The sequence below is a fragment of the Thioclava indica genome, assembly GCF_000714545.1.
Lineage (GTDB): Bacteria > Pseudomonadota > Alphaproteobacteria > Rhodobacterales > Rhodobacteraceae > Thioclava > Thioclava indica.
The window spans coordinates 327,890-353,121 of record NZ_AUNB01000001.1 but is presented as its reverse complement, the minus strand read 5'-3'; the positions used below and the strand labels follow the sequence as shown (position 1 = coordinate 353,121).

Here is a 25,232-nt window from a genome sequence, read left to right as displayed (position 1 = left end):
GCTCAGCAATCCGGGCGCCAGAGCCTGTTTTTTGCGAATTCACAAGGGATATCCCATGGTCAAAGTCATCGCGTCTTCGGTCCGCAAGGGCAATGTGCTTGAAATCGACGACAAGCTATATGTCGTGATCACGGCCCAAAACATCCATCCCGGCAAGGGCACGCCCGTGACGCAGGTCGATATGCGCCGCATTTCCGATGGCACCAAGGTCAGCGAGCGCTGGCGCACCACCGAGCAGGTTGAGCGCGCCCATGTTGAGGATGACGAGTATGACTTCCTCTATGAGGATGGCGAGGGCTATCACTTTATGGAGCCCAACACTTACGAGCAGATTGCGGTCCAAGAAGACGTGATTGGCGATGCGAAAGTGTTTTTGCGCGATGGTCTGCGAGTGTATCTCAAGACGTTCCAAGGGGCTGCGATTGCGATTGAACTGCCCCAAAAGGTGACGGTTGAGGTTGAAGAAACCGAGCCGGTCGTCAAGGGTCAGACGGCGTCTTCCAGCTACAAACCTTCGACCTGCACGGGCGGCATCCGCGTCATGGTGCCCCCCCATATCGGCGCGGGCACACGCATCGTGATCAACACCGACGACAGCACCTATGTGGAGCGCGCCAAGGATTGATCCTGTCGCGACTGATGGTTTGAAAGGGCGCCTCTCGGGGCGCCTTTTTACGTTTGTTCACGCTGGGCAGGTTTCACGGGCCATAGCTCCAGCACTCCGGCGGCCAGCACCAATGCGCCGCCAGCCATTTCAAGCGTGGACAGCGTTTCATGGGCAAGTGCAGCAGCCGAGGCCGCGCCCACCACCACCTCGGTCATCATCAGGATGCCAATACGCGCGGGGTCGATGCGTTGGGTGGCCCACAGCAACGCCGCCAGCGACAGCCCCCACCACAGCGCGCCCGAAACCAGCGCAAGGGCAAGCGGGGCGAGCAGGCCTTGTGTCTCTTGCACTGTTGGCGTGGGGTGCAGGATCGGCACAAGCACAGCGCAGGCGGCCGCCGCCCCAAGCGCAAAGACAAAGGCCGACGGTCCCGGTTGCAGCGTGGATTTCGCCCGCATACCCGTCGTCGCTATTGACCATAGCAGACCTCCGAGCAGCGACATCCACTCTCCCACGTTGCGCGGCAGTGGCAATCCTCCCCCAGCGCCCAACATCAGCGCAAGGCCCACGATCCCGACGATCATCGCCAAGATGCGCAAGGCCGGCGTGGGCCAGCCCATGATGAACCGCGCGATCAGCGTGCTCCAGACTGGGGTGAGGCACCAAAGCAGAATGATCAGCGCGACCCGGCCATAGAGAAATCCGATCGAGTAGAGCGCAAAGGCCGCCCCACCTAATGCGATGGAAAACAAAGCGAATTTTGGGCTGCGCGCGATGTCGAAGCGGCGCGCATAGGCACCGGGGGCCAGCACGATCAGCGCCCCGAGCGTGATGACCAAGGTACCCCAAGCGCCTGCAAAACCGTGATCGGCCAAGGCGCGCACCGGCAGCCAGTAGAGGCCCCAGATTACGCCAGTGGTGAGGGTGATCGCGCTGGCGATCAGGGTGATGCGGGCCTCGTTCATGCGCAGGAGCTAGTTTAGCTTGGCGATCCAGCTTCGCAGCGCCGCCAGCGCCTCTGGTTCGTCGAGAAACGGGATATGCGAGCGGTCGGGCACGGATGCGTAGATCATATCGGGGCGCTGTGCGCGCATCTTGGCGACCGTCGCGTCGCTGAGCAGATCGGAATTCGCGCCGTGAATAAGCGCCATCGGTAGCTCGGCGCAGGCGTCAAACAGCGGCCAGGCCTCGGCGACGCCATGCTTGAAGGCGTCCAGAAACGCCTCGCGCAGGGCAGGGTCGTAGTTGATGATCAGCCCCGTGTCGGTTTGCCGATAGTGATGGTGGCTTTCTTCCAGCCACCGGCCCTCGGGAACATTGGCAAAGCCGGTCATCGCGGCAGGCAGCTTTGCCGCCATCTCGGCATGGGTTTTGGCCGCCGGATTGCGCCCGATATAGTCGAAGATCTTGTTCAGCCCGTCCTGCTCCAGCACCGGACCGACATCATTGAGGCAAAGGCCGGTCATGCGCTCTTTCGCGGTCGCCGCAAGATACATCGCGATCAGCCCGCCACGCGAGGTGCCAAGGATTGCTGCGCGATCAAGCCCCAGATGGTTGAGAAGTTGCAGCGCATCCGCCCCTTCGCGCGGCACGCTGTAGCTGGTCTGGCCCGTCCAGTCGCTTTGCCCACGCCCGCGATAATCCATGCGGATCAAACGGATACCGTCCAGATGCGGCGCCATATAGTCGAAATCATGCACCGTGCGCGTCAACCCCGCGAGCGCCAAAACCGGCACGCCCGTGCCGTCATCAAGATAGGCGATTTTTGCCCCGTCATCGGCGGTGAAAAACTTCATGTCGCTCTCCTCTGGCATGCTGTGGCTGCTGGGATCATACTGCGTTCAAAGGAGAGTTCCATGCCTGATAAGCTTGATAGATTGCACGAAAAACTGAATGAGATCGAAGAGGAAATCGAGGCGGAATGGGCGATGCGCCGCGATGCGATGGCGTATCGGCTAGAACATAATCGCGTGGTGTTTGAGCAAAGCACGCGTGAGGCGCAGCGGCGTGCGCGGGTGAATTTGTGGATTTTCCTCAAGCGCACACGCCCGATGGTGGTACTGAGTGCTCCGGTGATCTATTCGCTCATTATCCCATTCGTTTTGCTCGATATTTTCGTGACGATCTATCAGGTGATCTGCTTTCCGATCTATCATATCGCCAAGGTGAAACGCGCCGATCACATCGCGATTGACCGTCAACATCTGGCCTATCTGAACGCGTTGCAGAAACTGAACTGCGTCTATTGCGGCTATGGCAACGGGCTGCTGAGCTATGTGCGTGAAGTCGCCGCGCGCACCGAGCAATTCTGGTGTCCGATCAAACATGCGCGCCGCGTTGAAGGGCAGCATGGCCATTACTGCGATTTCGTCGATTATGGCGATGCAGCGGGGTTTAACGCGCAGACCTTGCGGCTGCGCAATGCGCTGCGAAAGATGGGGGAGGACGATTAAGCGCCTATACCCAATCGGGCACGGCGCGCAGATCGTTCAGGATTGCTGCAGGTTTGTAGGGCAGCCGTTCGGGCGGTGCGCCCGCGCGATTGATCCAAAGCACGCGGAACCCGGCCTTGGCCGCGCCCGCTGCATCCCAGCCGTTGGAGGAGACAAACACAGTCTGTTCGGGCGCGACGCCCATGCGATCTGCGATCAGCTTGTAAACCGAGGCGGTCGGTTTGAACCGGCCGAGATCGGCAACCGACAGCACCTCATCCAGCAGCGGCCCGATTCCGGCGGTATGCACCGCAGCCTCCAGCATATCGGGCGAGCCGTTGGACAGAATTGCGCGCCCGATGCCGCGAAGGTGCAGCGCTTCCAGCATCTCGGGGACTTCCGGATAGGCGGGCAATTCGCGATAAAGGGCCATCAGGCGATTGGCCAGTTCGGGATCGTTTAGCCCCTGCGCCTCCATCGCCCAGTCCAGCCCGTCGCGGGTCAATTGCCAGAAATCGACGTAATCGCCCATGATCTCGCGCAGCCAGCTATATTCAAGCTGTTTGCGCCGCCAATCGGCGGCCAGTCGTGGCCAGATTTCCTGCAGGGGCGGCTCCTCTAGCGCCAGATCGCGCGCGGCGGCATCGACATCGAACAACGTGCCGTAAGCGTCAAAGACGCAAAGCTGAATGGACATGATGGCTCCTCTCCGCGACCAGTCTAGCGCGCGGGGCAGGCATTCGCCTAGAGGTTATCGGCGGCGGGCATGCCCATGACGTGATAGCCGCTATCGACCGAGATGATCTCACCGCTGGTGCAAGCGCCGTAATCCGAGCACAGGTAAACGGCGGTGCCACCGATCGCCTCGAGCGTGGCGTTGTGGCGCAAAGGTGCGTTGGCCTCGGTGTGGCGGAAGGTTTTGCGCGCCCCGCCAATTGCCGCGCCCGCCAGCGTTTTCATCGGGCCGGGCGAGATGGCGTTGACGCGAATGCCATCCGGTCCCAGATCGGCGGCCAGATAGCGCACAGCCGATTCCAGCGCCGCCTTGGCCACGCCCATCACGTTATAGAACGGCGTCACGCGCTGCGACCCCATATAGGTCAGCGTGATCATCGAGCCGCCGTCATTCATCAATTCGCTGGCCCGTTTGGCCACGTCGATAAAGCTGTAGCAGGAAATCGTCAGCGAATTCTTAAAGTTGTCGCGTGAGGTGTCGATGATACGGCCCGTCAGCTCGTTCTTGTCAGAGAAGGCGATGGCGTGGACCACGAAATCGAGGCTGCCCCATTCGTCTTTGATCTGCGCAAAGGCCGCATCCATCGAGGCATCATCCGTCACATCGACATCGACCAGCAGGCTGGCACCGACGCTGGCAGCAAGCGGTTCGACCCGCTTGCCAAACGCCTCGCCCTGATAGGAAAACGCCAGTTCCGCGCCCTCATCGGCCAGCGCCTTGGCGATGCCCCACGCAATCGAGCGCTCATTGGCGACGCCCATCACGAGGCCGCGCTTGCCCTTCATCAGATCTGCCATGTCCGTCCTCGCCAAGATTTTCTAATTTAGTCTTTGTATTTGCTCATCAAAAGCGAGGCGTTCGTGCCGCCAAAGCCGAAGCTGTTGGAAAGCACCGAATCATGGCTCACATTCTCGACCAGTTTGGTGGCGATTTCGCCTTCGCGGATGCCAGGGTCAAGCTGGGTGACGTTGATCGAGGGCGCGATGAAATCGTGCTGCATCATCAAAAGCGAGTAGATCGCCTCGTTCGCACCCGCCGCGCCAAGCGCGTGCCCGGTCATCGACTTGGTCGAACTGATCGGCGCGTGATCATCGCCAAGCGCGCGGCGCACGGCCTCGACCTCGACAACATCGCCAACCACGGTCGAGGTGCCATGGGCGTTGATATAGGTGATCTTGCGTCCCTCGGCCAAGGTGGAGGCCGCAAGTTTCATCGCCCGTTCACCGCCCTCACCCGAGGGGGCAACCATGTCATAACCATCCGAGGTCGCGCCGTAACCGGTGATTTCAGCGTAGATTTTCGCGCCGCGTGCTTTGGCGTGTTCCAGTTCCTCAAGAACCAGCATGCCGCCGCCGCCGCCGATCACGAACCCGTCGCGGGTCGCATCGAATGCGCGCGCGGCGGTGGTGGGCGTATCGTTATATTTCGAGCTCATCGCGCCCATCGCATCAAACAGGCAGGACAGCGTCCAGTCGACCTCTTCACCGCCGCCCGCAAAGATCATGTCCTGCTTGCCCATCTGGATCAGTTCGGCGGCGTTGCCGATGCAATGCGCGCTGGTCGAGCAGGCCGAGGTGATCGAGTAGTTCACGCCCTTGATCTGGAACGGCGTGGCAAGGCAGGCCGAGACGGTCGAGGACATACATTTGGTGACCGCAAACGGGCCGATCCGTTTCGGACTGCCCTTTTCCTGAACGATCTGATGCGCCGCAAAGAAACTCGAGGTGGACGGTCCGCCCGAGCCTGCGATCAGGCCAGTGCGCTCGTTGGAAATGTCGGACTGCTCAAGCCCCGCATCGGCAATCGCCTGCGCCATCGCGATATAGGCATAGGCGGCTGTCGGCCCCATGAACCGCAACTGGCGTTTGTCGATATTGGCGGCCAGATCAATCACGGGCACGCCCGCGACCTGACTGCGAAAGCCGAGTTCAGCATATTCGGGCTGAAAGGTGATGCCCGATTTGCCGGCCTTCAGGCTGGCGGTGACTTCTTCGGCTGAGTTGCCGATGGGCGAGACGATGCCCAGCCCGGTAATGACGACACGGCGCATGCGGCCCTCCATTTTCTCTCGTTAGCGCTCAGGTTTCCGAGAGCGCGACTTTCATATCCTTGACCTGATAGATCACGTCGCCATCGGCCTCGACAATGCCATCAGCCACGCCCATGGTCAGGCGGCGCGTTTGAATGGCTTTGGTGAAATCAATCTTGTAGGTCAGCATCTTGCGATCCGGGCGCACCATGCCGGTCAGCTTGACCTCGCCGACACCCAGCGCATAGCCGCGCCCCTGCCAGCCGCGCCAGCCAAGGTTGAACCCGGTGAGCTGCCACAGCCCGTCAAGGCCCAGACAGCCCGGCATGATCGGGTTGCCGGGGAAATGGCACTCAAAGAACCACAGATCGGGCGTGATATCGAATTCGGCGACCACATGGCCCTTGCCATGCGCACCGCCATCGCCCGAAATCTCGGTGATGCGGTCCATCATCAGCATCGGCGGCGCGGGAAGCTGCGCATTGCCGGGGCCAAATAGGTCGCCGCGCGCGCATTTGAGGAGATCCTCTTTCCCGAAGCTCGTCGGAAACCCTGTCATACCTGCCCCCTGCTGGTTCTGCCCTATCTTTCCAATTCTCTATCATTGCCGCGCCAATCGGCGCAAGGGCAAGGGGACGGAGCGGTTGTCGCAGCTGCATTGAATTATGACCAAGAACCCTGCATATATGTAAGGGAGGAGTGATGAGATGTCCGTGACACCCAATTTGATGCAATCGCGCGCCCAGTCTTGGTTGGGATCGGCAGGCTTGCGGCCAACACGGCAGCGTCTGGCGCTGGCGGCGCTTTTGGTGGGCGATGGCGAAAACCGTCACGTCACCGCCGAAAGCCTCTATGCGGCGGCACGCGATGCGGGTGAAAAGGTCTCATTGGCGACGGTTTACAACACCTTGCGCGCGTTTTGCGAGGTCGGGCTGATGCATGAAGTCACGGTAGATGGCTCGCGCAGCTATTTCGACACGCGCACGGATGATCACCCGCATTTCTTCTGGGAAGACGAGAACCGGATTTCCGATGCGCCTGCCGAAGAACTGGAACTGGCCCGTGTGCCCAAAGCGCCCGAGGGGGCGCAGGTAACTCGGGTGGATGTGGTGATCCGGGTGCGGCGTACTTAACGCAGCCTAGGGCAGAACGGCCAGCCAGCCCCAAATCGTCAGGATCGACAGCGCCGTGGCGATCAGCACCGCCGAGGCCGCAACGCGTCGCCCGACCCCGTAGATATTGGCAAAGATATAGGCATTGACGCCCGGTGCCATCGCGCCTGTCAGCGTGGCCGAGCGCAGCGCCGCTGTATCGACGTGAAACGCGAAATGCGCCAGCGCATAGGCAATCGCGGGATGCACCACCAGCGAGAGCGCGGTAATCATCGCAATCGCGCGGCCATCGCCCTCGGGGCGGTAGCGATACAGCACGCCGCCCAAGCCAAACAGCGCTGCCGGAAGCGCCGCTTGCGCCATCATATCCATGCCCGCTTGCAGCGGATGGGGCAGCGGATAGCCCGTCAGAGCCGTGCCCAGCTTGATCGCGAAACCGGTCATGATCCCGATCACCAAGGGCGTGCGCACAACGCCGACCAGCGCATTCATCCCAACACGGCCCAGACCCGCGCCGGTGCCATGATTGCGCACGCCCTCCATCGTGAGAATACCGATAGTATACAGCAGCGGCGCGTGGATCGAGATGATCGCGAAATTGCCCGACAGGGCGTCGGTGCCATAGGCGCGCTCGGTGATCGGCACGCCCAGCAGCAGCGAGTTGGAAAACAGGCAGGCGAACCCGATCGCCACGCTTTCCGGCCCGGTGCGCCCCATCGCCCGCGCGCCCGCGATCCCGATGGCGAATGACACCAGCGCGCCTGCGTAAAACGCGCTCATCATGCCCCAGTTATAGCTTTGGCCAAGATCGAGATTGGCAATCGAGCGCGCCAGCAGAACCGGCACCGCGAAATTCTGCGCAAAGCGCATCAGCCCATCAACGGCGCTGTCGGAAAACATCCCGCGCCACGCGACCAGATAGCCAAAGCCGAGCACCAGAAAGACCGGCAGGATGACGTCGATCAGCGAACTCATTCGGGGCTGTCGGGGGCGTCGAACTCCAGCACCATCCCGTCATGGGCCGGACGGATATGATCGGGCGTTTCGCGCGCCACCGCGTCATGGTCCAGATCAATGTGCATATTGGTCAGCACGGCACTTGCGGGCTGGGCGCGCGCGATCCACTCCAGCGATTGCGCCAGATGCGCGTGCGTCGGATGGGGCGTGCGGCGCAGCGCGTCAAGCACCCAGCATTCCAAGCCCTTAAGATGCGCCCAAGCCGGATCAGGGATCGCCGAGACATCGGGTAGATAGGCCAGCGGACCGATGCGAAAGCCAAGCGCGTCGATATTGCCATGCTCGACGCGGAACGGCTGAAAGCGGATCGTGCCGCCCGCGCCGGTGACCTCGAACGCGGTTTCATGGCGGATCGCCTGCAGGTCGCAAATCGGTTGGTAATTGCTGTCAGCGGGCTGCACGAAGGCATAGGCAAAGCGGTTCAGCAGCGCCTCTTGCGTGTCGCTATCGGCCCAGACGGGCAGGCGTTTGCGCATGTTGAACACGATCTGGCGCAGATCGTCGATGCCGTGGACATGATCGGCGTGGGAATGGGTGTAGACCACCGCGTCCAGCGTGCCGACCTTGGCATCCAGTAACTGCGCGCGCATATCGGGCGAGGTGTCGATCAGGACCTGCGTGCGGCCCTGCGCGCCGATGCGCTCCACCAGCATCGAGCAACGGCGGCGGGCGTTCTTGGGATTGGCGGGGTCGCATTCGCCCCAATGGTTGCCGATCCGGGGCACGCCGCCCGACGAGCCGCAGCCCAGAATGGTGAAGCGCAGGCGGCTCATGCGGGCAGGCTCCCGCGCTCGCCATGTTGGGCGGCTTTGGCAAACAGCCGGTCGAAATTGGCCTGCGTGGCGGCGGCGAAATCGTCGATGGAGACGCCGAACACCTCGGCCCCGACCTTGGCGGTCAGCGCGGAATAGGCGGGTTCGTTGCGCCGTCCGCGATGGGGCGGGGGGGCAAGATAGGGGCTGTCGGTTTCCACGAGGATGCGATCCAGCGGCGCGGTCGCGAAAATATCGCGCACCTCCTGACTGCGCGGGAAGGTCGCGATGCCCGACATCGACAGGTAAAACCCCAGATCAATCGCTGCCTGCGCCAGACGCGGACCGGAGGAAAAGCAATGCATGACGCAGGGATAGGGTTTGATCTTCATCCCTTCTGTCAGGATCGCTTCCATATCTTCATCGGCATCGCGCGCATGGATGATCAGCGGTAATCCGGTTTCCTGCGCGGCCTCGATATGAATACGCAACGAGGTCTTTTGCGCCTGCGCACTTTCCGCGGTGTAGTGATAATCCAGCCCGGTTTCGCCAATCCCGACGAACTTGGGATGCGCCGCGAGTGCGACCAGATCGGCCACGCTGACCATCGGTTCCTCGGCCACGCTCATCGGATGGGTGCCCGCAGCGTAGAAAACGCCCTTATGGGTTTGCGCGATGGCGCGCACCGAGGGTTCGTTTTTCAGCCGGGTGCAAATCGTGACCATGCGCGTGACGCCGGCTTCATTGGCGCGCGCGATGACCTTATCCAACTCACCCGCGAAATCGGGGAAATCGAGGTGGCAATGGCTGTCGGTGATTTCGGGGGGCGTGGTAATCTCGGGGAGGGTCACAAAAGGCTCCTTTCGCGGCTTACGAAGCTGCGGCGGTAATCTCTAAAACGATATCCATCACCAAAGAGGCAGGGTCAAGGTTGACCGCCCGCCCATGACGCGCCCGCGCGCCCAAGGTTTGGTGAAGGGTCGCCCATTTCATCGCGGCGCGCTCATCAGGTGACAGACGGGTCAGCAGATCAGCCTCGCCTGGCGCGGCCTGTGGCGCGGGCGCGCCTGCGACGCCCGTGCGCGCCAGACGGGCGAGGAAGAGTTCAAGCAAGCCCAGCGTGAGTTCAAGGCGCGGCTCGTTTGCCTTGCCCGCACAACCCTCGGCCAGGGCAATCGCGCCAAGACGATCCAACTGGGGCAGGGTGGCCATCAGCTTGATCAGATTGGCATAGCGCGTCATGCCCTCAAGATTGATCAGCCGGATCGCCGCCCCGACCGAACCGCCCGACAGCGCCGCAAGCGCGTGGTGGTCCAGCTCGGGCGGCTCGCCCTCATCCTCGGCGGCGGCAAGGGCGGCTTCCATTTGTTCGGGGGCCAGCGTGCCAAGGCGCAATTCGCGACAGCGCGAGCGGATCGTGGGCAGCAGCCGCGCGGGTTGATGCGCGATCAGCAGGAAAGTCACGCGCGGGGGCGGTTCTTCGAGCAGTTTAAGCAGCGCATTGGCGGCCTGCACGTTGAGTTCATCGGCCGCATCCACGATCACCACGCGCCGCCCGCCCTCGGTCGCCGAGAGGTGTAAGAACGATTTCAGCTTGCGCACCTGATCGACGCGAATGTCTTGCGACAGCGCGGTTTCTTTTTCATTAGGGCCGCGTTTGAGCGTGAAAATACCGGGTTCCGAGCCAGCCGTGATGCGCGCAAGTGCGGGGTGATCGGGATCGGGATCAAGGCTGCGGGGCAGGTCTGGTTCGCCAAACAGGCTGGGTCCGCTATCATCAGGGCGCGTGAGCAAAAACCGCGCGATGCGCCACGCCAGCGTGGCCTTGCCAACGCCGCGCGCGCCCGTCAACAACCAGCCGTGATGCAGCCGCCCCATGTTGAAGGCGTCGAGGAAATCTTCCTCGGCACGGGTCTGGCCCACCAAAACGCGGGTTTCGCGCGGGTGGCGCGCTCCGGGTGCGAGGGTTGGGTCGGGAAGGTCGGCTACGCTCATGCCCGCCACTCTAGAGCTTGGCGAGGGCGGTTTCCAGCACGTCTTGCGCGATTATTTCAGATGTGCGCGCGCCGTCGATCACGGCGAAACGGGGCGCAAATTCGCGCGCGAGATCAAGAAACCCGGCGCGCATTTTTTGCTGCAATCCAAGGCCGAAATCCTCGAACCGTTCTTCGCTGCCCTGCCGCCCCTTGGCGCGTGCCAGCCCAACAGCGGGGTCGATGTCGATCAGGATCGTGAGGTCGGGTTCGCGTGCGATCATCAGGCTATGCAACTGATCCACCAGCGCGCGCAGATCGCCGCGCGAGAGGCCCTGATACATCCGCGTGCTATCGGCGAAGCGGTCACAAATCACCACTTTGCCCGCCGCAAGCGCAGGTTCGATCACGCGTTCCAGATGATCGCGGCGTGCGGCGGTGAATAGCAAAATCTCGGTCTGCGCAGACCAGCGATCGGGGTCGCCCTCCAGCACGAGACGCCGGATTTCCTCGGCTCCCGGAGACCCGCCGGGTTCGCGCGTCAGCACCACGTCCAGCCCGCGCGCGCGAAGGGATTCGGCCAGCACGCGCGCTTGCGTCGACTTGCCCGACCCGTCGATCCCCTCAAAACTGATGAACATACCCTAGCTGTTGACCTTTTCCATCGCGGCGGTAAATGCCTTGCCGCCAAGACGCGCAACGGCGGCCTTGACGCGCACCATAAACCCACCGCGTTTGACGTCATTTTCCGCCACCAGCGCGACTTCGCGCGGCTCTTCCAGACCGGGCACGGTGATCACCAGCTTGCCCAGCTTTTGACCCTTGATGATTGGCGCGGCAACGGGGCTGTCAAACACCGCCTCGGCCTTGACCTTATCTTGCGCATTGGCCGGGATCAGCAGCGAGAGGTCTTTTTGCGGGGCCAGCCCGACGCTGTCTTGCGCGCCCAGCCACACCGGAGCCTGCGCCAGTTGCGTACCCGCCTTGGCGACGTCTTTCATCACGAATTGGCGAAACGCCCAGTTCGCGACAGCCTCGCCTTCCTGCGCACGCGCGGCCTCGGAGTCCATGCCCGACAGGATATACAAAATCCGGCGATCGCCCATCACGGCAGAGCCCACCAGCCCATAACCCGATTCCTGCGTATGGCCGGTTTTCATGCCATCGGCTTTCCAGTCCGCGGCCTTGATTTCCAGCAGCGGATTGCGGTTTTGCGCATTGGCCGGGGCGCGATCCTTGTAGTTGAAATGGGTCTCGCTGAAGAAGTGATAATATTGCGGGAAATGGGTGATGATGCGGTTGGCGATGATGCCCAGATCATGCATCGACATCCGCTGACCGGGGTCAGGCCAGCCGCTGGCATTGGCAAACATCGAATTTTTCATCCCCAGCTCATGGGCGCGTTCGGTCATCAGTTCGGCAAAAGCGCGCTCGGAGCCCGCAAGCCCTTCGGCCACGACCACACAGGCATCATTGCCCGAATTGATGATCATCCCCTGAATCAGGTCGCGCACGCTGGGCCGGTCGGTGGTGTTGAGAAACATCGTCGAGCCGCCCATCGATTGCGCATGGGCCGAGACCGGAAAGGTCGTGTCCATCGTGACCCGGCCATCTTCGAGCGCCTCGAACAGCATATCGATCGTCATCAGCTTCGACATCGACGCCGGGGGGAGCGGGATATCGGCGTTTTTCGACAGCAGCACCGTTTTCGTGGTCACATCATAGACCCAAGCCGCGTGCGCCTTGGTGTCAAAGGCAAAAGCGGGCAGGGCGGTCAGCGCCCCCAGCAGCGTGGCGAATATCAGGCGGGTAAGTTTCATGGTCATCCTAGTTCGAGACGGGGTAGGCATCAGAATAGCCCAGCCCGTGAATGGTTTTCTTCAGCGCATTGAGATCGGATTTCGAGGGCGCAGGCCCTGCGATCACACGCCAGAAGGTTTTGCTTTGGCTTTGCTCTTTCTTAATCGTCGCGATCACGCCTGCCTTGGACATCTGGCTTTGGGCGCGCTTGGCATTGGCCTCGACCGAGAATATCCCGATCTGGATATACATCTTGCCAGCGGGCGCTTGGGCTGCGGGTTTCGAGGCTTTCGGCGTCGTCGCAACCGGTGGTGCCGGGGCCGGAGCGGGCGTCGGTGGCGCGCCAATCGCGGGTTTGGACGGCTTGCCAGCTTCGGCCTTGGCAATCGCGCCCGCCGCAGTGCTGGTCACCGCATCAAGGGATTTCTGCTCGACCTTTTCAGGCTTGGCGATCACGGGCTTGTCGACCAGCGGCGTGGTTTCATCCTGAACCGGAGCGGTCTCGCGGCGCAGCGCCACGACGGACAGTTCAGCGGGCGCTCCGGCGAGCAAGCCCAATGCATCCGCCGCATCCGAGCTGACCTGCAGTTTTGGTCCCGGATTGTCGATTTCACGCCGGAACAGCGCGCCGATCACGAATTTGCCATTGGCGGGGTTGCGGATAATCACGCGCTCGGGGTCTTTGACCTTGGGATAGGCGACCCAGACACCACCCAGCGAGGGGCGTCCGTCCCACAGCCCCTTCTCATCGACGGAGAACACCTGCGGAGCCTCGACGTCGCGCTCGACCAGTTTGGTCGCTTTGGCGGGCTTGGCCTCGCTGCTGCCCTCTTCGGCGGGTTTTTTCTTCATGAAGTCAAAAGGTTTTGCGCCGTCCTGACAGGCGCTAAGCGCCAGTCCCGCGCCCAAAATCAGCGCCATCGCCGAGCTGCGTTTGCGCAATCCGTGTGTCTGTTTCTGCTGCAGTTTCATCTTGTGCCCCTTGCTGCGCGCGGTTGTCCCGCGGCTATTTTACCCCTCAGCGATCCTGTCTACGCAGCCTGAAACGGCCTGTGCATGCAGTGCCTTCGCGCGTGATCCTAGCGTGTTGCCCGCGTTATGAAAAGCAGCGCTGCACGCCGCTGGCGGAAATTGGCGCGAAAGGCTTTCAGAATCGCGTGAAGCGGGCTAATGCGGGCGCCAACGGAAGTGTGGCCGAGTGGTTTAAGGCTCTAGTCTTGAAAACTAGCGTGCGGGGAACCGTACCGTGGGTTCGAATCCCACCGCTTCCGCCAGAATTTTTCATATGCTCGATGTATTCCATTTTATATCAGTAAGTTGAGCTGCCTTCCGTAATTGCCACGGCATTTCCTTTGGTTTGAAGCGTCGAAGTCTGCGCAGTTGCCTACGGATGCGTTGCTTGGCGCAAGTTTCACAATACAGCGTCGAGCCGAAACTGTGGCGGAACTGAACGCGGCGGCCGACGGTCAATGGCCGTGGCCACGATTGCGGGCATGGGGTCGCGGAACTTTTCGCTAGGGCCTCCGTTTATGATGAGACACCCCCAGTATCGGAGAAAATCATGAAACGCCCCGAGGATGACCCCCATACCACCACGGACTCAGGCATTCGCGTTCAAAGCGACGAACACTCGCTCACCGTTGGACCGGACGGCCCGATCGTCCTGCACGATCACTATCTTCTTGAGCAGATGGCCAATTTTAATCGCGAGCGGATACCGGAGCGTCAACCCCACGCCAAGGGATCGGGCGCATTCGGGACGTTTGAAACCACGCAGGACGTGTCTCGCTACACTAAGGCCAAGATCTTTCAGCCCGGCGCGAAATGCGATGTCGTGGCGCGCTTTTCGACGGTCGCAGGCGAACGCGGCAGCCCCGATACTTGGCGCGACCCGCGTGGTTTCTCGGTCAAGATGTATACCGAAGATGGCAATTTCGACATGGTCGGAAATAACACGCCGATCTTTTTTGTGCGCGACCCGATGAAATTTCAGCATTTCATTCGCAGTCAGAAACGTCGCGCCGACAACGATATGCGCGATCACGACATGCAGTGGGATTTCTGGACATTGTCGCCAGAAAGCGCGCATCAGGTCACCTATCTTATGGGCGATCGCGGAATTCCGAAAAATTGGCGCGAGATGAACGGCTATTCCAGCCACACCTATTCGTTGGTGAACGAGCAGGGCGAGAAATTCTGGGTAAAGTTCCATTTCCACACAGATCAGGGTGACGGCAACGCTTATCTGAGCCAAGACGAGGCCGATACGCTGGCGGGGAGCGACGGTGACTATCACCGGCGTGATCTGTTCAACGCGATCCGCGACGGAAACCACCCCAGCTGGACGCTAAAGTGGCAGATCATGCCCTATGAAGATGCCAAGACCTATCATCTCAATCCGTTCGATTTGACCAAGGTCTGGCCGCATGACGATTACCCGCTGATCGAGGTCGGCAAGCTGGTCCTGAACCGCAATCCGACCGATTTCCACACCCAGATCGAACAAGCCGCGTTCGAGATCAACAACATGGTGCCGGGCGTCGGGCTGTCACCGGACAAGATGCTTTTGGCGCGTGGCTTTTCCTACGCGGACGCGCACCGCGCGCGGCTGGGTGTGAACTATAAGGAAATTCCCGTGAATAAGGCGCGGGTGCCCGTCCATAGCTATTCCAAGGACGGTGCAGGGCGGACCGAGAACGTCTCGGACCCGGTCTATGCGCCAAACTCTTACGGCGGCCCTTCGGCGCAGCCCGCGACCCACGAAGCCGGGCTTTGGCACACGGATGGCGATATGGTGCGCCAAGCCTATACGCTGCGCGAGGATGATGATGACTGGAGCCAAGCCGGCGCGCTGGTGCGTGACGTGATGGACGAGGCGGCGCGCGCGCGGCTGGTTTCGAATGTCGTCGGGCATCTGTGTGACGGGGTCAGCGAGAAGGTGCTTCAGCGCGCGTTCGCGTATTGGCGCAACGTCGATCGCGACACCGGCGACAAGATCGAGGCCGGAGTGCGCGAGAAACTGGGCGGAGCGTCAGAGGCGCCGGGCATGGCGTCGGCCGAAAGCATCAGCGGCAAACGTGCGGCGGAGTAAACTCGACATCAACGGGCGGGGCGTGTCGGCCCCGTTCCTAATGTCATAAATATTCGCGAAAAGCACATCGCGGGCCAATGCGATAGATTTTCCCAATCATGTCATCAAGAAGGTCCATTCGACTGGCGAGCCGCAATGCTTTTCATCCCGACCCACCGGCAAGCAGCCCCGACTATCCGCGATCACGCCCTGGCTGGCAACTTCGCCGGGACTGTCGCAAACCGCGCCGAGAGGGGCCTTCATGAGTCACGGCGATAACGTTTTCTTAGAAAACGCGCTCAACGGGGGGCAGAAGACGGGGGCCAGAAAACGGGGGCTAGAAAGATGACCGTAGCGCGCCGCGCAGGGCGCGCGATTGCAAGGGCTCGGACAGGTGCGGTGCGGGGGAATATCCCATCCGCTCCATCGCCTCCGCCTCGTGCGGATGTGGCGGGGCGCGCAGTGAGGCCCAAAGCAGCCCCGCCATCGCCGCCTTGCTGCTGACCGCTTGCTCCAGCCGGGAGAGTGCAGGCAAAAGCGCTTTTTCAACCTCGGTGAAGTCTGTTCCAAGCGGGAAATCAGGCAATAGCGTCGCGCGGTGTGGGTCCAGCCAGCAATTGATCGCAGCAGGCAGGTTATTGCGATGCTCTGCGGGCACTTGCCAGCCCCGCGCCAGTTTGCCTTCGGCCTTTGCCTTGGCCACCAGATCAGCCTGAAAGCGGCTATCGGCAATGCAAATCAGGCGCGCGACTACCTCTTCATCCGTCTGACCGCGCAGGAAAGCGGCTCCGTATTCGGTGACCACCACGTCGCGCATATGACGGGGAACGGTCGTCACGGGCAATTGCCAGACGATATTGGACGTCACCTTGCCGCCGCTGCGGCGTGTGGCGGGCAGGGTCAGCACTGCGTGGGCGTCCTCCAGCCCAAAGGCCTGCTCGAAAAAGTTGAACTGTCCCCCCACTCCGCTGACCACTTGACCGGGTTTGGCGGCATCCGACATGGCATCGCCCAGAACGCTGACCTGCATTGCCCCGTTGACAAAGCGCGCAGCGATCCGGGCGGCGCGTTTGGCGGCCTCGTCCCCATATAACGCATTGGTGAAACTGACAGGCATCATGCGAATTTTGGCGCGTTGCTCGGGCGGCATCTGGCGCAGTCGTTCATACATATCGCGCGCCTCGACGAAAAACCCGGCATGGATCGCGGCACCGTCGATCTCGCGTTTCAGAACGCCGCCCTCAAACAGTGCCAGCAACCCGCCGACCAGCATCTCGGTGACTGCATAAAGACCCTCGCGAAACGGGGCGATGCCGTCCCCGAGAAGGGGCAGGGGGGCATCGCGCCAGATCTCGTCGAGCTGTCCGCGCGCGCGCAGCAGCAGCGCATTAGCCACCGCATCGCCAATCGCGCCGATTCCGATTTGTAGCGTGCCGCCATCCGTGATCAACCGCGACACATGCAGCGCGATCGCGTGCTGTTCCACCGAGACAGGGCGGCGCACGGCCGAAAACAGGTCAATCTGTGCTTGCGGCTCAAGCACCATCGCAAGCTCGCCCGCGTCAATCGCGGCGGGGCCATCCATGAAGGGCAGCGCGTCATTTACTTCGGCCACGGCGATAAAGTCGATCTCGCCACGGGCGCGCATGTCAAACAGATCGGCGGAAATATCGGTGTTGCATGACATGCTAAACCGGTCGCCCTCACGCGGCATGAGTTGCGACAAGACATTCGGCCTTTGCGCAATCAGCACGTCGCGGGCGTGGGTATAATTGGCCGCAATGTAATGTCGTTGGGCGTAGTCGTTGCCCAGCCAACTGGCCGCCTGAAAGAAGAACTCGGACACATCGATATTGTCGGGCAGGCTGCCATCCCTGATCATTTCTGCGTAAGTCAGGGCGGGGGTGGTTCCAAAAAGGCGATCCATTGCTGGCCCAAGAAAGCGCTGTTCAATGTCTGAGGACGGGGTGGGACGCTGCAAGGTCAATGCGGTAAATATGCTCAGTTTCAGCGACTTGTCCGCCGCTGCCAGCTTGACCAGCGCGTTGACCAGCGTGACCGGCTTGCCCAACCCTAAGGGCAGCGCCAAGCGCACCTCGCCGCCCGCGAGATCATAAATCGCCTGCGCCATCGTTTCGGCGTCGGTATGGATGTGCGGCGTGTCAGGCAAGGCTCGACCAGCCCTCGTCAGGGGCAAAGCGCGGGCCATGCGCCTTTTGCAACGCATGTAGCTTGGCGGTGATCTCGTTGACGCCGCGCTGCTTGGCATAGTGCATCGGACCGCCGCGGAACGGTGCCCAGCCGGTGGCGAAAATCATTGCGGCGTCGATCTGATCGGCATCTTGCGCCACGCCTTCGCGCAGCACTTCGACACAGGCATTTAACATCGGCAGGATCAACCGATCCGTCAGATCATCGGGCGCGTCGTCAAGGTCGGCATCGGGATGCGGAGGGCCATCGGACCAGTCGTAAAATCCCGTGCCGGTTTTCTTACCCAGATCGCTCGCCTCTACTTTGCGCCGCAGATCGTCGCTGATGGGTGGCATCGGGGTCCGCAGGCTCTTGGACAGGCTCTCGGCCACTTGCAGGCCAACGTCCAGCCCGACCTGATCGGCCAGCGTGACCGGGCCCATTGGCATCCCGAAGCGCAGGGCGGCGGTGTCGATCACATCCTTGCTGACACCTTCATTCATCAGCACCATCGCCTCCAGCATGTAGGGGACCAGCGCGCGGTTCACCACAAAACCCGGGTAGTCCTTGACCCTCGCGGGCAGCTTGCCGATCGCGCCACAAAAGGCCGCAAGACGCTGCGCGGTCTGATCGCTTGTCGCCTCTGCCTTGACAACTTCGATCAGGTCGATGCGCGACACCGGGTTGAAGAAATGCAGCCCCGCGAAATGGGTCTTGGACGGCGCGAAAGCGGTCAGATCGGCAATCGACAGGCTTGAGGTGTTGGACGCCAGAATTGCGCCCGTCTTTATTTTGCCGCGCAGCCCTTCGTAGATTTCTTCTTTCAAATCCTGCCGCTCGGTAGCGGCTTCGATGACCAGATCGGCATGGGCCAAACCGTAGCTGTGTGGGTCGGGCATCAGCCGATCAAGCGCATCGCGCGTCTCGGTGGCGCTCAGGTGTTTGTCCTTGCAGATCTCGCCGGCTTTCTTGATCGCCCGGCCCAGCGGTTCGGTCTCGATATCGCTCAGGGTGACAGACTTGCCCTTGATCGCCGCCATCGCCGCGATTTCAGCCCCCATCGCGCCCGCGCCGATGACATGCACATGCGAAATGCCATCGTCACCGCGCCCCGCCTCCTTGAGGGTCTGACGCAGAAAGAACACCCGACGCAGGTTTTTCGAGGTCTCGGTTTTGAGCAATTCGGCGAAACTTTCGACCTCGCCCTGCTGCATCGCCTTGCGGTCGTCGCCATGGTTTTCCCAAAGATCAATCAGCGCATAGGGGGCGGGGTAGTGCTGTTTCGGAGCCTTCTTTTCGGTCTGGCTGCGCATCTGCCGCGCGGCTAGGCTGCGGGCCTGATCAAAGCCGAACGCGCGCGAGGTCAGGCCCGGCTCGTGTTTGTCGATCTCGCCGCTTGCGATGGCATCAATGGTCGCGGCCACATGGCGTTCCTCGACCACCACATCGACGATGCCCTGACTTTTGGCGCGCTGCGTGTGCGCGGTTTTTCCCGTCAGCATCATCGTCATCGCATCACTCGCGCCGATCAGCGCGGGTAGGCGGAACGTGCCGCCAAGGCCGGGATGCAGGCCAAGCTGGACCTCGGGAAATCCGAATGACGCACCGGGCGTGGCAATGCGATAATCACAGGCGAGCGCGATTTCGAAGCCCGCGCCAAGGGCGGCACCATGGATGACGCAGACTGTCGGACAGTTCAGCGCCTCGATCCGGTCCAGCACGCTATGGGCTTGGTGCAGCAATTCGACTGCACCCTCATCGCTCATCTCGGCAAAACCGGAAATGTCGGCCCCTGCCGCAAAGCCTGCGCTCTTGGCCGAGCGGATCACCAGCGCCTTTGGCAAATCTGCCTCGGCGGCGGTGATGAGCTGGTCCAGTTCGCGGATCACATCTTGCGAAATCGTGTTCATGCCGGTGTTTTGCTTGTCCAGCACCAGCCACAGGACACCCGCGTCATCGCGCCCCGTGCGCCAGTTGCCGTCTGCATCTGCGACAGGGCCTAATTCCAACTTGGTTTCGCCAAGAAATTCAAGAACATGTCCGGTCATTACACAGCCTCCAACAACATCGCACCGCCCAGACCGCCGCCAATACATTCGGTGGCGATGCCACGTTTTGCGCCGCGGTGTTTCATCGCATTGGCCAAATGCAGCACGATCCGGTTGCCGCTGGTGCCAACGGGATGGCCCAGCGAAATCGCGCCGCCATCGACGTTCAGCCTGTCGCGATCGATGCGCCCGAAGGCTTTGTCATAGCCCAAGACCTCGCGGCAGAAATCGTCGTCGTTCCACGCAGCAAGGCACGATAGCACCTGCGCGGCAAATGCCTCGTTCAACTCCCACAGGTCGATGTCGTCCACGCCCAAGCCATGCCGCTGCGCGATGGGGGTCGCGGCGAGCACCGGACCCAGCCCCATGATCGACGGATCAAGGCCCGCCCATTCGCTGTCGGTGATTTCGGCCAGCGGTTCCAGCCCGTGCAGATCGACGGCCTGCTGCGAAGCGAGGATGCACCAGCTTGCGCCATCGGTGATCTGGCTGGAATTGCCCGCCGTGACCTTGCCATAGGGCGGCTCGAACACGGGCTTGGGTTTGGCGAGCCCCTCCATATCGCTGTCAGGGCGCACGCCGTCGTCGTGGTCATACACAGTTCCGTCGCGATCAAACGCGGGCATCACCTCGTCTTTCAGCCGCCCTTCTGATTGCGCGGCGGCAAGGCGGTGATGGCTTTGCATCGCGTAGGTATCGGCGGTTTTACGGTCGATGTTGAAACGATAGGCAAGGATTTCAGCCGTTTGCCCCATGCTGAGCGTGGTGATCGGGTCGGTCAACCCGCGTTCAAGACCGACAACCGGCTTGAAGAACTCGGGCCGGATGCCCGCCATGGCTTTGGCCTGATCCATCGGGCCTTTTGCCGCGTTCATCCGTCCGAACCACTCCACGGCAGAAGAGCGCAGCGTCAAGGGCGCGTGGCTGAGCGCCTCGGTGCCACCGGCAAGGATCATCTGATGCGATCCGTCGCGAATATAACGGTAGGCGGTGTCGATGCTTTGCATCCCGGACCCGCAGTTGATCTGGACCGAGAAGGCGACCGTGGAGTCGGGCAGGCCAAGGCGCAATGCAGCGACGCGGGCGGGGTTCATTTCGTCCGCGATCACGTTGACGCATCCCAGGATCACCAGATCGAGTGCGGCACGCTCGAACGTTTGACGGGCCAGCAAGGGCCGCCCGCATTGCACGGCCAGATCGACGGGTGTGAACGGGCCGGGACCGGAGCGCGCCTTGAGGAACGGGGTGCGCGCACCATCGACCAGATAGACGCGTTGTTTGGCAGGGCTCGTCATTCTGCGGCCTCCTTGGGGGCTTGGGCATCGGGTTTCCTGGCGGGGAACAGGGCGGCGAAATCTTCGCGGGAATACTCGTCCACCGCCACGACTTCGGCGACCAGCTTGGACATCGCTTCGATCTCGGCCATTTCCGCCGCGCTTAGGATGCCTGCGTCCAGCGCCTCTTGGGGTGACTTGCGCGCCTCGCGCAGGCGCGCCATCACCGGCGCCATTTCCACGACCTTGGCGTAACACTCATTGAGCACCTGCACGCCATCGCGGCTGCAGCCATCCGAAAGCGTGCCGGTGATGCGGTCGCGGGTGGCCGAAGGGGTGTAAAGCAGATCGCTGCAGTCTGCGACCAGCCTGTCATCGGGTTTGCGCTGCACATTGCCGGGCAGGGTGATCGCGCGCAAAATCCACGCGGCCCAGCGGGCGGGCATGTTGGCAATCACGTCGTCCAGCGATGTCTGGATGCTGTGAAAGGCGTCGGCGGCGACGTAGCGCAGCACCGGCAGGTCGGCTTGCTGACGGCCCTCGTCCTCCCACCGTTTTAGCGCGGCGGACAAGATATACATGTCCGACAGGATATCGCCCATCCGCCCCGAGATCATCTCTTTGCGTTTAAGCGCGCCGCCCAGCGTCAGAAACAGCACATCGGCGGTCAGCGCATAGGCGGCAGACCAGCGCGAGAGTTGGCGGTAGATCGGTGTCGCCTCGCCCGCGTCGGGCGCCGGAGCAAAGCGAGCGCCGGTCATCGCGCGCCCGAACGCGCGAAAGAGCGTCCTGGTGGTGTGGCCGATATGGGCCCAGACCGATTTGTCAAACATTTCCAGAGATTTGTCCGGGTCTTCTTCTTGAAGCGCCAGAATGTTATCAAGCATGTGGGGATGCGCCCGGATCGACCCCTGCCCATAGATAATCAACGAGCGCGTCACGATATTGGCGCCCTCCACGGTGATCCCGATTGGCACGGCGCGGTAAAGCGGCAGCAGGTAATTCGACGGCCCGTCGATGACCGCCTTGCCGGAATGCACGTCCATCGCATCATCCAGCGCCTCGCGCATCCGAAACGTCGCATGGGCCTTCATGATCGCGGAAATTACCGACAGGGCGCGTCCTTCATCCAGACCCGCGCAGGTGAGGTGACGGGCGGCGTCCATGCCGTAGGCGTCCGCGGCCAGCCGTCCCAGCCGCGCCTGAATCCCGCCGAACTTGCCGATGGGCAGGTTGAACTGCTGGCGAATACGCGAATACGCCCCGGTGGTGTGCGCGGCGAGCGCGATGGCGGCGCACCCCATCGAGGGCAGCGAAATGCCGCGCCCGGCAGCCAGCGCAGACATCAGCATCATCCAGCCTTTGCCCGCAAATTCCGGCCCGCCGATGATGTGATCAAGCGGGATGAACACGTCCTTGCCGGTGGTCGGTCCGTTCATGAACATGGTTGATGAGGGGATGTGGCGGCGGCCGGTCTCGACCCCTTCAAGATCGGTGGGCACCAGCGCGCAGGTGATGCCGATGTCGGGCGTGTCGCCCAACAGGCCGTCGGGGTCTTGCAGCTTGAACGCCAGCCCCAGCACAGAGCAGACGGGCGACAGGGTGATATAGCGTTTCGCCCAGTTCAGGCGAATGCCAAGCACGTCCTCTCCGTCCCAATCGCCCTTGCAGATGACGCCGGTGTCGATCATCGCGCCCGCGTCCGATCCGGCCTCGGCGCTGGTCAGGCCAAAGGCGGGCAGTTCGCGCCCGTCTGCAAGGCGGGGCAGCCAGTAATCTTTTTGAGCGTCAGTGCCAAACTGGTGCAGCAACTCGCCCGGCCCCAACGAGTTGGGCACCATGACGGTGACCGCAGTGGCGACAGAGCGGGTCGAGATATAGCGCACGATTTCCGAATGCGCGAAGGCGGAGAATCCCAGCCCGCCGTAGTCCTTGGCAATAATCATGCCAAAAAATTTCTTGTCGCGCAGGAATTGCCACACGTCCGGAGACAGGTCGCCGACCTCGTGGTTGATCTGCCAATCGTCGATCATGCCGCACAACTCTTGCACGGGACCGTCGAAGAAAGCCTGCTCGTCCGGCGACAGCTTTGGCGCTTTGACTGCGTGCAGCATGGACCAGTCGGGATTGCCCGAGAACAACTCGGCCTCCCACCAAACCTCACCGGCGTTCAGTGCCTCGCTTTCGGTTTCGGACAGGGCAGGTAAGGCGCTTTTTGCCCAGGTGTGGATCGGTTTCGTGAACACGCGCGCGCGAAGACTTGTCATGACATACCTCCCTTGACCCGATAACGCACGGCATCATGAGGGGGTTCCGTCACCGGGGGGGAAGGGCTATCCCCGACGAAGACGGATGCCTAAGCTGTCAAAGCGGCGCACCACGCGCCTGACGCCATCATGCCCAAACCCGATACTCTGACGTAACTTATGAATGGAAGCGCGCCTCGATAGCGGGCTGGCTTCATTCGTCTTTCGCCATCAGGCGATTGATCGCTTTAGCATAGATCACCAGCGCCGAGTATGATCGTCACAAGGTGGCACCATGATGGCCTGCACATGAACGAAACGTCCCATGCAGGCCATCAATCTTACCCAGCGCGCTGCCTGTTGCGATCGCGAACGGGCAACGTCATCTTCGTCCCCTCAAGCTTTCTTGTCGGCCAAATGAAAGAAGAAACGTACCATTTCGGCGCTGGCGTCCGGTCCCTTGGCGTCGGTATAGCTGCCCTGCGGCTGACCGCCAGACCAGGCATGACCCAGCCCCCCGACGACCCAGTGTTCCAGCACCGTGACGCCATCGGAACCGGTCACGGTCTTGCGGTTGAACTGGCGCCCCGACGCGTGGCCTTGCTCATCGCTGTCGATGCTCTGGCGCGGCCCGAGATCCATTGTATCGCGTGCGATGCGTTCGCCGTTCACGGGTGCGACGGTTGCATCCGCGCTGCCGTGAAAGACGATGGTGGGAACAGGGGACGCAGCTTTCGGGCGCTGGGACACGTCCGGCGCGCCACCTGCCATCGCCGCAAACGCGGAGGGCACGTCTTTTGCGGCAGCAAAGGGCAAACCGGAATGCGCCCCCACGCCAGCGAAGACATCCGGATAGGTTTCCCCCAGTATCACCGCCATTGCGGCACCGGCGGACAGTCCGGCGACGAAGGTGCGATCCCTCGATACGCCATGTTGCGCCATCGCCTGTTGCGCCATTCCCGCAAGGATCGCAGGCTCGCCCCGGTCACGTCGCTGATCGCCACGGCTGAACCAGTTCCAGCACGACTGTGCGTTGTCGCCGCGCGATTGATGCGGATATATCACGACGAAACCGTGCTGTTCGGCCAAGGCATTCATGCCGGTGCCGGTCGCAAAATCCTCAGGCGACTGGGTGCAGCCGTGCAGCATGACGATGATGCCGGACACGCCTTCGGACGCGCTTGCCGGAACATAGCTGCGATAGGCGCGGCTTCCTGCAGCGCATGAATGTTGCGCGCGTTCAAACGTTGCGCCCTCGGGGATGATCGAGGGAGGCGTAGGGGCGTCGAGGGGAGATTGAAAGCGGGCCAGCAGCCCTTGCATGCCCGCCATTCCCGTCTGCGCATCACCCAAAGGCGCGCTGCCATCTGGCAACAATCCGTGTTGTGCCAGCGTGCGCTGGACAAGTTCATTGGCGGCGGCAATGCGTGCATCACCGTTCGCCGGGCGCATCGCGCCGACGTTGAAGTTTAACATCTTATCAATCCTTATCGGGGTTGGCGCAGTCTATTGAATGCGGTCGGTGAGGGCCTTCTTGATCTCCGGGCTCGCCTGCAAAGCGCCCAGCACGGTGATGGAGCCGATGGTTTCCAACGCAAGCTCGGGCGTTACATCGGACGCGATCCGCGCCAGGCCAACGACCTTGACATGCAACACCTCGCCCGCGGCTTTCAGCGCCTCCAGATCGGCGCGTGTGTAATCGCGCAGACCCAGCTCCATCGTGTGTCGCTCGATGGATTTGCTGACCGTCTCCACATGGGTATCTAGCTGGTTGCGGATGGCCGTGCGGATGAAATCGCTGCGATTGGAGTAGAATCCTTCCTGCACCAGCAGGTCGATCCGGCCAAGGTCGACATAGCCCAGATTGATCGTGATCTTCTCACTGTCGGGTGTCTTGTCGCGAAGCTGTCTGACGTTGCTCATGCCTATTTCTCCATCTGTATGGA

Annotated in this window: 23 protein-coding genes and 1 tRNA gene; 5 read left to right on the top strand and 19 right to left on the bottom strand. The window is 61.8% G+C overall.

Annotated elements, in window-relative coordinates; translation table 11 throughout:
- Positions 1-55: 55 nt before the first annotated feature.
- A complete protein-coding gene (gene efp / locus DT23_RS01710; protein ID WP_038127476.1) occupies positions 56-625 on the top strand; it encodes an elongation factor P in 570 nt (189 codons plus the stop codon).
- Between the two features lie 47 nt (positions 626-672).
- Here the strand turns inward: efp and DT23_RS01705 are convergent, their stop codons facing one another.
- Positions 673-1,572: a DMT family transporter gene (locus tag DT23_RS01705; RefSeq protein ID WP_038127474.1), complete on the bottom strand. Its 900-nt coding sequence runs from the start codon at positions 1,570-1,572 to the stop codon at positions 673-675.
- A gap of 9 nt (positions 1,573-1,581) precedes the next feature.
- Positions 1,582-2,403 (bottom strand): alpha/beta fold hydrolase, encoded by an 822-nt coding sequence (locus DT23_RS01700; RefSeq protein WP_038127473.1) that lies wholly within the window; start codon positions 2,401-2,403, stop codon positions 1,582-1,584.
- Between the two features lie 60 nt (positions 2,404-2,463).
- Here DT23_RS01700 and DT23_RS01695 point away from each other — a divergent pair, with 60 nt between their 5' ends.
- Positions 2,464-3,060, top strand: a complete 597-nt coding sequence (locus DT23_RS01695; protein ID WP_038127472.1) for a hypothetical protein — start codon at positions 2,464-2,466, stop codon at positions 3,058-3,060.
- A 4-nt stretch (positions 3,061-3,064) separates the two neighbouring features.
- Here the strand turns inward: DT23_RS01695 and DT23_RS01690 are convergent, their stop codons facing one another.
- Genes DT23_RS01690 through fabA form a run of 4 tightly spaced genes read right to left on the bottom strand, consistent with a single transcriptional unit; the run spans position 3,065 to position 6,363 of the window.
- Positions 3,065-3,736: a haloacid dehalogenase type II gene (locus DT23_RS01690; protein ID WP_038127469.1), complete on the bottom strand. Its 672-nt coding sequence runs from the start codon at positions 3,734-3,736 to the stop codon at positions 3,065-3,067.
- A gap of 47 nt (positions 3,737-3,783) precedes the next feature.
- Positions 3,784-4,572, bottom strand: coding sequence for an enoyl-ACP reductase FabI (locus DT23_RS01685; protein WP_038127467.1), 789 nt, complete (start codon positions 4,570-4,572; stop codon positions 3,784-3,786).
- 26 nt (positions 4,573-4,598) lie between these two features.
- Positions 4,599-5,825 carry a beta-ketoacyl-ACP synthase I gene (gene fabB, locus DT23_RS01680; RefSeq protein WP_038127757.1) on the bottom strand — a complete coding sequence of 409 codons (1,227 nt, stop codon included), beginning with the start codon at positions 5,823-5,825 and terminating at the stop codon, positions 4,599-4,601.
- 28 nt (positions 5,826-5,853) lie between these two features.
- Positions 5,854-6,363 (bottom strand): bifunctional 3-hydroxydecanoyl-ACP dehydratase/trans-2-decenoyl-ACP isomerase, encoded by a 510-nt coding sequence (gene fabA / locus DT23_RS01675; protein WP_038127466.1) that lies wholly within the window; start codon positions 6,361-6,363, stop codon positions 5,854-5,856.
- Between the two features lie 148 nt (positions 6,364-6,511).
- On the opposite strand from fabA, the gene irrA reads away from it, so the two are divergent.
- The gene (gene irrA, locus DT23_RS01670) at positions 6,512-6,937 is read left to right on the top strand and encodes an iron response transcriptional regulator IrrA (RefSeq protein WP_051696966.1); all 426 of its coding nucleotides are present in this window, start codon (positions 6,512-6,514) and stop codon (positions 6,935-6,937) included.
- Positions 6,938-6,943: 6 nt separating this feature from the next.
- On the opposite strand, the gene DT23_RS01665 is transcribed toward irrA, so the two are convergent.
- Genes DT23_RS01665 through DT23_RS01635 form a run of 7 tightly spaced genes read right to left on the bottom strand, consistent with a single transcriptional unit; the run spans position 6,944 to position 13,430 of the window.
- Entirely contained in the window at positions 6,944-7,891 is a 948-nt protein-coding gene (locus DT23_RS01665) for an AEC family transporter (RefSeq protein WP_038127463.1), read from the bottom strand.
- On the bottom strand, positions 7,888-8,706 hold the full coding sequence (locus DT23_RS01660) for an MBL fold metallo-hydrolase (protein WP_038127462.1): 819 nt from the start codon (positions 8,704-8,706) through the stop codon (positions 7,888-7,890). Before DT23_RS01660 ends, DT23_RS01665 begins: the two co-directional genes overlap by 4 nt.
- Positions 8,703-9,536 carry a TatD family hydrolase gene (locus tag DT23_RS01655; RefSeq protein ID WP_420804672.1) on the bottom strand — a complete coding sequence of 278 codons (834 nt, stop codon included), beginning with the start codon at positions 9,534-9,536 and terminating at the stop codon, positions 8,703-8,705. Before DT23_RS01655 ends, DT23_RS01660 begins: the two co-directional genes overlap by 4 nt.
- A gap of 19 nt (positions 9,537-9,555) precedes the next feature.
- Positions 9,556-10,680, bottom strand: a complete 1,125-nt coding sequence (locus DT23_RS01650) for a DNA polymerase III subunit delta' (protein WP_038127459.1) — start codon at positions 10,678-10,680, stop codon at positions 9,556-9,558.
- A gap of 10 nt (positions 10,681-10,690) precedes the next feature.
- On the bottom strand, positions 10,691-11,299 hold the full coding sequence (tmk, locus tag DT23_RS01645) for a dTMP kinase (RefSeq protein ID WP_038127458.1): 609 nt from the start codon (positions 11,297-11,299) through the stop codon (positions 10,691-10,693).
- Positions 11,300-11,302: 3 nt separating this feature from the next.
- Positions 11,303-12,478: a D-alanyl-D-alanine carboxypeptidase family protein gene (locus tag DT23_RS01640; RefSeq protein ID WP_038127753.1), complete on the bottom strand. Its 1,176-nt coding sequence runs from the start codon at positions 12,476-12,478 to the stop codon at positions 11,303-11,305.
- 7 nt (positions 12,479-12,485) lie between these two features.
- Entirely contained in the window at positions 12,486-13,430 is a 945-nt protein-coding gene (locus DT23_RS01635) for an SPOR domain-containing protein (protein ID WP_038127456.1), read from the bottom strand.
- A gap of 212 nt (positions 13,431-13,642) precedes the next feature.
- Between DT23_RS01635 and DT23_RS01630 the strand changes: the two genes are divergently transcribed.
- A tRNA-Ser gene (locus tag DT23_RS01630) sits at positions 13,643-13,732 on the top strand.
- Positions 13,733-14,019: 287 nt separating this feature from the next.
- Positions 14,020-15,549: a catalase gene (locus DT23_RS01625; protein WP_038127454.1), complete on the top strand. Its 1,530-nt coding sequence runs from the start codon at positions 14,020-14,022 to the stop codon at positions 15,547-15,549.
- 316 nt (positions 15,550-15,865) lie between these two features.
- On the opposite strand, the gene DT23_RS01620 is transcribed toward DT23_RS01625, so the two are convergent.
- The 6 genes from DT23_RS01620 to DT23_RS01595 form a co-directional block, all read right to left on the bottom strand.
- Entirely contained in the window at positions 15,866-17,698 is a 1,833-nt protein-coding gene (locus DT23_RS01620; RefSeq protein ID WP_240473517.1) for an acetyl-CoA hydrolase/transferase C-terminal domain-containing protein, read from the bottom strand.
- Positions 17,691-19,766 (bottom strand): 3-hydroxyacyl-CoA dehydrogenase NAD-binding domain-containing protein, encoded by a 2,076-nt coding sequence (locus DT23_RS01615; RefSeq protein WP_038127452.1) that lies wholly within the window; start codon positions 19,764-19,766, stop codon positions 17,691-17,693. The genes DT23_RS01620 and DT23_RS01615 overlap by 8 nt, the downstream gene beginning before the upstream one ends.
- Positions 19,766-21,061 carry an acetyl-CoA C-acetyltransferase gene (locus tag DT23_RS01610; RefSeq protein WP_038127449.1) on the bottom strand — a complete coding sequence of 432 codons (1,296 nt, stop codon included), beginning with the start codon at positions 21,059-21,061 and terminating at the stop codon, positions 19,766-19,768. The genes DT23_RS01615 and DT23_RS01610 overlap by 1 nt, the downstream gene beginning before the upstream one ends.
- Positions 21,058-23,307: an acyl-CoA dehydrogenase gene (locus DT23_RS01605; RefSeq protein WP_038127447.1), complete on the bottom strand. Its 2,250-nt coding sequence runs from the start codon at positions 23,305-23,307 to the stop codon at positions 21,058-21,060. Before DT23_RS01605 ends, DT23_RS01610 begins: the two co-directional genes overlap by 4 nt.
- Positions 23,308-23,682: 375 nt before the next feature.
- Positions 23,683-24,762 (bottom strand): extracellular catalytic domain type 1 short-chain-length polyhydroxyalkanoate depolymerase, encoded by a 1,080-nt coding sequence (locus tag DT23_RS01600; protein WP_038127446.1) that lies wholly within the window; start codon positions 24,760-24,762, stop codon positions 23,683-23,685.
- A gap of 30 nt (positions 24,763-24,792) precedes the next feature.
- Entirely contained in the window at positions 24,793-25,209 is a 417-nt protein-coding gene (locus tag DT23_RS01595; RefSeq protein ID WP_038127443.1) for a CopG family transcriptional regulator, read from the bottom strand.
- Between the last annotated feature and the right edge of the window lie 23 nt (positions 25,210-25,232).

Bases quoted from the DNA above. Each gene is read 5' to 3' on its own strand.
- efp (WP_038127476.1), top strand. From the start codon at position 56: ATGGTCAAAGTCATCGCGTCTTCGGTCCGCAAGGGCAATGTGCTTGAA.
- DT23_RS01705 (WP_038127474.1), bottom strand. From the start codon at position 1,572: ATGAACGAGGCCCGCATCACCCTGATCGCCAGCGCGATCACCCTCACC.
- DT23_RS01700 (WP_038127473.1), bottom strand. From the start codon at position 2,403: ATGAAGTTTTTCACCGCCGATGACGGGGCAAAAATCGCCTATCTTGAT.
- DT23_RS01695 (WP_038127472.1), top strand. From the start codon at position 2,464: ATGCCTGATAAGCTTGATAGATTGCACGAAAAACTGAATGAGATCGAA.
- DT23_RS01690 (WP_038127469.1), bottom strand. From the start codon at position 3,736: ATGTCCATTCAGCTTTGCGTCTTTGACGCTTACGGCACGTTGTTCGAT.
- DT23_RS01685 (WP_038127467.1), bottom strand. From the start codon at position 4,572: ATGGCAGATCTGATGAAGGGCAAGCGCGGCCTCGTGATGGGCGTCGCC.
- fabB (WP_038127757.1), bottom strand. From the start codon at position 5,825: ATGCGCCGTGTCGTCATTACCGGGCTGGGCATCGTCTCGCCCATCGGC.
- fabA (WP_038127466.1), bottom strand. From the start codon at position 6,363: ATGACAGGGTTTCCGACGAGCTTCGGGAAAGAGGATCTCCTCAAATGC.
- irrA (WP_051696966.1), top strand. From the start codon at position 6,512: ATGTCCGTGACACCCAATTTGATGCAATCGCGCGCCCAGTCTTGGTTG.
- DT23_RS01665 (WP_038127463.1), bottom strand. From the start codon at position 7,891: ATGAGTTCGCTGATCGACGTCATCCTGCCGGTCTTTCTGGTGCTCGGC.
- DT23_RS01660 (WP_038127462.1), bottom strand. From the start codon at position 8,706: ATGAGCCGCCTGCGCTTCACCATTCTGGGCTGCGGCTCGTCGGGCGGC.
- DT23_RS01650 (WP_038127459.1), bottom strand. From the start codon at position 10,680: ATGAGCGTAGCCGACCTTCCCGACCCAACCCTCGCACCCGGAGCGCGC.
- tmk (WP_038127458.1), bottom strand. From the start codon at position 11,299: ATGTTCATCAGTTTTGAGGGGATCGACGGGTCGGGCAAGTCGACGCAA.
- DT23_RS01640 (WP_038127753.1), bottom strand. From the start codon at position 12,478: ATGAAACTTACCCGCCTGATATTCGCCACGCTGCTGGGGGCGCTGACC.
- DT23_RS01635 (WP_038127456.1), bottom strand. From the start codon at position 13,430: ATGAAACTGCAGCAGAAACAGACACACGGATTGCGCAAACGCAGCTCG.
- DT23_RS01625 (WP_038127454.1), top strand. From the start codon at position 14,020: ATGAAACGCCCCGAGGATGACCCCCATACCACCACGGACTCAGGCATT.
- DT23_RS01615 (WP_038127452.1), bottom strand. From the start codon at position 19,766: ATGACCGGACATGTTCTTGAATTTCTTGGCGAAACCAAGTTGGAATTA.
- DT23_RS01610 (WP_038127449.1), bottom strand. From the start codon at position 21,061: ATGACGAGCCCTGCCAAACAACGCGTCTATCTGGTCGATGGTGCGCGC.
- DT23_RS01605 (WP_038127447.1), bottom strand. From the start codon at position 23,307: ATGACAAGTCTTCGCGCGCGCGTGTTCACGAAACCGATCCACACCTGG.
- DT23_RS01600 (WP_038127446.1), bottom strand. From the start codon at position 24,762: ATGTTAAACTTCAACGTCGGCGCGATGCGCCCGGCGAACGGTGATGCA.
- DT23_RS01595 (WP_038127443.1), bottom strand. From the start codon at position 25,209: ATGAGCAACGTCAGACAGCTTCGCGACAAGACACCCGACAGTGAGAAG.